The organism is Streptomyces sp. WAC 04229 (genome assembly GCF_003947455.1).
Lineage (GTDB): Bacteria > Actinomycetota > Actinomycetes > Streptomycetales > Streptomycetaceae > Streptomyces.
Map to the genome: position 1 here is coordinate 1 of NZ_QHJH01000341.1, position 3504 is coordinate 3504.

General features: G+C 71.5%; 4 protein-coding genes and 1 pseudogene. 3 read left to right on the forward strand and 2 right to left on the reverse strand.

The window, feature by feature from the left end; genetic code table 11:
* Nucleotides 1–467: pseudogene (locus tag DMH12_RS39400) on the forward strand (GHMP kinase); the annotation flags it as partial.
* Nucleotides 388–1461 carry a pyridoxal-phosphate dependent enzyme gene (locus DMH12_RS37780; RefSeq protein WP_125495774.1) on the forward strand — a complete coding sequence of 358 codons (1074 nt, stop codon included), beginning with the start codon at nt 388–390 and terminating at the stop codon, nt 1459–1461. The pseudogene DMH12_RS39400 and the gene DMH12_RS37780, both read left to right, overlap by 80 nt.
* Here the strand turns inward: DMH12_RS37780 and DMH12_RS37785 are convergent.
* Entirely contained in the window at nt 1418–1774 is a 357-nt protein-coding gene (locus DMH12_RS37785) for a VOC family protein (protein ID WP_125495775.1), read from the reverse strand. The two genes, DMH12_RS37780 and DMH12_RS37785, sit on opposite strands and share 44 nt — an antisense overlap.
* 2 nt (nt 1775–1776) lie before the next feature.
* Nucleotides 1777–2445: a DUF4097 family beta strand repeat-containing protein gene (locus DMH12_RS37790; protein ID WP_125495776.1), complete on the reverse strand. Its 669-nt coding sequence runs from the start codon at nt 2443–2445 to the stop codon at nt 1777–1779.
* Between the two features lie 223 nt (nt 2446–2668).
* Between DMH12_RS37790 and DMH12_RS37795 the strand changes: the two genes are divergently transcribed.
* Nucleotides 2669–3427, forward strand: a complete 759-nt coding sequence (locus DMH12_RS37795; RefSeq protein ID WP_125495777.1) for a helix-turn-helix domain-containing protein — start codon at nt 2669–2671, stop codon at nt 3425–3427.
* The last annotated feature ends 77 nt before the right edge of the window (nt 3428–3504 follow it).

The window sequence follows — 3504 nt, forward strand, 5'->3', positions numbered from 1 at the left end:
CCCCCGCCCACGATGCCTCCGACCTCGACACCTACGAGCACCTGCGCCGGATGCTGCGCCGGGCGGTGTCCGACGGCGACTGCGCCCTCCTGGGACGGGTCGCCACCGCCAGCGCCCGGCTCGGTCAACGCCGCCTCACACACGCCCAGTTCCCCGTCCTCACCCGCATCGCGGACCGGGCGGGCGCCGTCGGTGTGCAGATCGCCCACAGCGGCAACGTGGCCGGCGTCCTCTTCGACCCCCGGGCCCCCGGCCTGAAGGCCCGGCTGCACCACTGCGCGCGTGATCTGGAACGCGAGGGCATCACGCCGACCCGCGTCTTCACCACCCACCCGAGCCCCAACAGCCCCACCAGCCACCAACCGACCCCGAGTGAGGACTCCTCCCGTGGACGCGCACATCTCGGAAGCCATCGGCCGGCCGGACCTGATACGTCTCGACGACGGACTCGTCTGCCTGCGGTTTGAGACGATGAAGGTGGTCTCCGCCCTGGCCGCCGTACGCCACCTGCTCGACACCGGAGCGGTACGGCGCGGTGACACCCTCGTGGACAGCTCCAGCGGGATCTACGCCTACGCCCTCGCGCTGGCCTGCCACCGCTACGGCATGCGCTGCCACATCGTCGGCTCCACCACCGTCGACCACACCCTGCGCACCCAACTCGCCGTCCTGGGCGCCCGCCTGGAGCAGATGGAGCCCAGCGCGAACCTGAAGCTCGACCAGAGCCGCCGGGTCGCGCGGGTCCGCGAGATCCTGCACGACCACCCGGACTACCACTGGATGCGCCAGTACCACGACGACATCCACTACCTCGGCTACGAGGCCGTCGCCGAGCGGATCCACGCCGAGACCGGCACACGGGCGCTCACCCTCGTGGGCGGCGTGGGCTCCGGGGCCTCCACCGGCGCGCTCGCCCAGTACCTGCGCAAACGTTCGCCCGGTGTGCGGCTCGTCGGTGTCCAGCCCTACGGAAGCGTCACCTTCGGCAGCGAGCACGTCCTGGACCCGGAGATCATCATCGCCGGGATCGGCAGCTCCATCCCGTTCGGCAACGTGCGCCACGACCTGTACGACACCGTCCACTGGCTCGCCTTCGACGCCGCCCGCGCGGGGAGCGTCGATCTGCTGCACCGGCACGCGGTCTTCGCCGGTCTGTCCACCGGCGCCGCCTACCTCGCCGCCCGCTGGGAGAGCCGCGTCGAGCCTGCCGGGACGACCGTGTTCATCGCCGCCGACACCGGTCACCGGTACGTCGACACGGTGTTCACCGGCCACCACGAGGCCGCCGCCGTCGAGGAGTTGGCGCCCCGTCCGGTGACCTCCCCGGACGACCTCGCCGTGCCGTGGTCGCGCATGGAGTGGAACGGGTCGCCCGCGCCCGGGAACGGACTGTTCGGGGAGGACCTCGGAACCGGGGTCAGCCCTTCACGATGCAGAACGGATGCCCTGCGGGATCGGTGAGGACCCGCCACCTCCGCTCGTTCGGCTGGTGATCCGGCCTGCTTGCCCCCAGCCCCAGCAGCCTGGCCTCCGCCTCGTCCAGGTCGTCGACCGCGAAGTCGAGGTGTAGCTGCTGGGGGACGGTCTGGTCCGGCCAACGCGGAGCCCGGTGGCCGTCGACCCGCTGGAAGCCGATGACGAGACCGTCCGCGCAGATGAGTCCGGCGAACTCGGCGTTGGACTCCGGGTGGGGCTCGAGGCCGGCGGCCTTTTGGTAGAAGGCCGCCAGGGCCGGCGGATCAGGGCAGTCCAGGTTGATCGCGCGCAGTCTCATCGTCACAGGCTACGCGCGCTGATGTCTCCGTAGGACGTGGTCGCCCGGATGTGCAGGGCGGCGGTGTCGTCGGCGTTCTTCAGGGCGTTGTGGATCCGGCCGTAGGAGGTGCCGGCGTCCAGTGCCGCGGAGACTCCGCGGGCGGCGCCGATCGACACGTCGCCGGCCTCGGTGCTCAGCTCGACCGTGCCGCTCAGCGCCTCGGTGACGCGGATGTCGCCCTTCTGCGTGCCGAGCCGCGCGTCACCGCCCAGCCTGCCCACCGTGACGTCGCCGGCGAGGAGGATGAGGCGGGCGCTCGCGGCCTCGTCGAGCTTGACCGAGCCCTTCGCCCCCTCGAAGTCGACGTCTCCGAGCCGGCCGACGCCGCGGAACTCGGCGTCGGCCGTCTTCGCCTCGACGCGGGAGCCGGCGGGCAGCTGGACCGTCACCTCTACGGCGCCGGAGTTGCCGAGCATCCGGTTCTTCGCCGGTGCGGCCGCGATCCGCAGCACGCCCTCGCCGTACGCCACCGTCGCCTGCTCCGCCGCCTTCACGTCGGTGCCCTTCCCGGCGTCCGCGGGGAGGACCTCGACCACGGTGTCGGCCCGGTCGGCGGCGATGAGGCGGATGCGGCCCGCGGGGACGTCGAGGAGGACCGAGACCGGGGTGGGGGTGTCGAAGGTCTGCATCGTTGCACTCCTTGGCTTTGTTGTTTCTGTTGACGGAAACGCTACGTTGCGTTCACGGAACGCGCAACGCACTAATTGCATTGATGTGGAGAGTGTGCAGCTCAAAGCGCCAAAACTGTTGCAATGGGATGTTGAGTAATGCAACGCCCGCTCATGCTTCGTTGCAATGGAATGGCGGCGAACGCTACACTCCGCCTGCGCCACGGACACGAGGGAGGCCGCGATGCCGGGAGGCAGACTCACGGAGCAGGAACGTCAGCAGATCGCGCTGGGGGTGGCCGACGGCCTCGCCTACGCGGAGATCGCCAGACGTCTCGACCGGCCGACCTCGACCGTCACCCGCGAGGTCATGCGCAACGGCGGCCCCACCGCCTACCGCGCCGACCTCGCCCACCGGGCCACCGAGCGCCGCGCTCACCGCCGCAGGCAGCCCGCGCCCCGGGCGGTCGAGGCGCCGTCGGTGGCCGACGGGCGGGACACCGAGGCCGTGCGGGAGTTCGAGGAGGTCTTCACCACCGTCCTCATGCAGTCCGGTATGCCCAAGATGATGTCCCGCGTGATGGCCTGCCTCACCCTCACCGACTCGGGCAGTCTCACCGCCGCCGAACTCGTCGAGCGCCTCCAGGTCAGCCCGGCGTCCGTGTCCAAGGCCGTGGCGTTCCTCGACGGCCAGGGCTTCGTCCGCCGCGAGCGCGACGAACGCCGCCGCGAGCGCTACGTCGTCGACGACGACGTCTGGTACCAGTCGATGATGGCCAGCGCCCGCAGCACCCTCCGGATCGTCGAGACCGCGCGGCAGGGCGTCGGCGTCCTCGGCTCCGGCACACCCGCCGGGGCCCGCCTGGAGAGCGTCGCCCGGTTCCTCGACTTCGTCTCGGAGGGCATCGCCCGCGCCGCCGAGCAGGCCCGCGGCATCCTCTACGTGAAGGCCGCCGGGACGCCCTCCGGTGACCGCGCCGAGCCGGCCGAAGAGCGTTGGTGATCGGCGGCCACGCTCCCGCGTACGCCGCGTGCCAGAATGGAATCTTCGCCACCCCGCCGTCCCGCCACCCCCGCAAC

Bases quoted from the DNA above. Each gene is read 5' to 3' on its own strand.
- DMH12_RS37785 (WP_125495775.1), bottom strand. From the start codon at position 1,774: ATGAGACTGCGCGCGATCAACCTGGACTGCCCTGATCCGCCGGCCCTG.
- DMH12_RS37790 (WP_125495776.1), bottom strand. From the start codon at position 2,445: ATGCAGACCTTCGACACCCCCACCCCGGTCTCGGTCCTCCTCGACGTC.
- DMH12_RS37795 (WP_125495777.1), top strand. From the start codon at position 2,669: ATGCCGGGAGGCAGACTCACGGAGCAGGAACGTCAGCAGATCGCGCTG.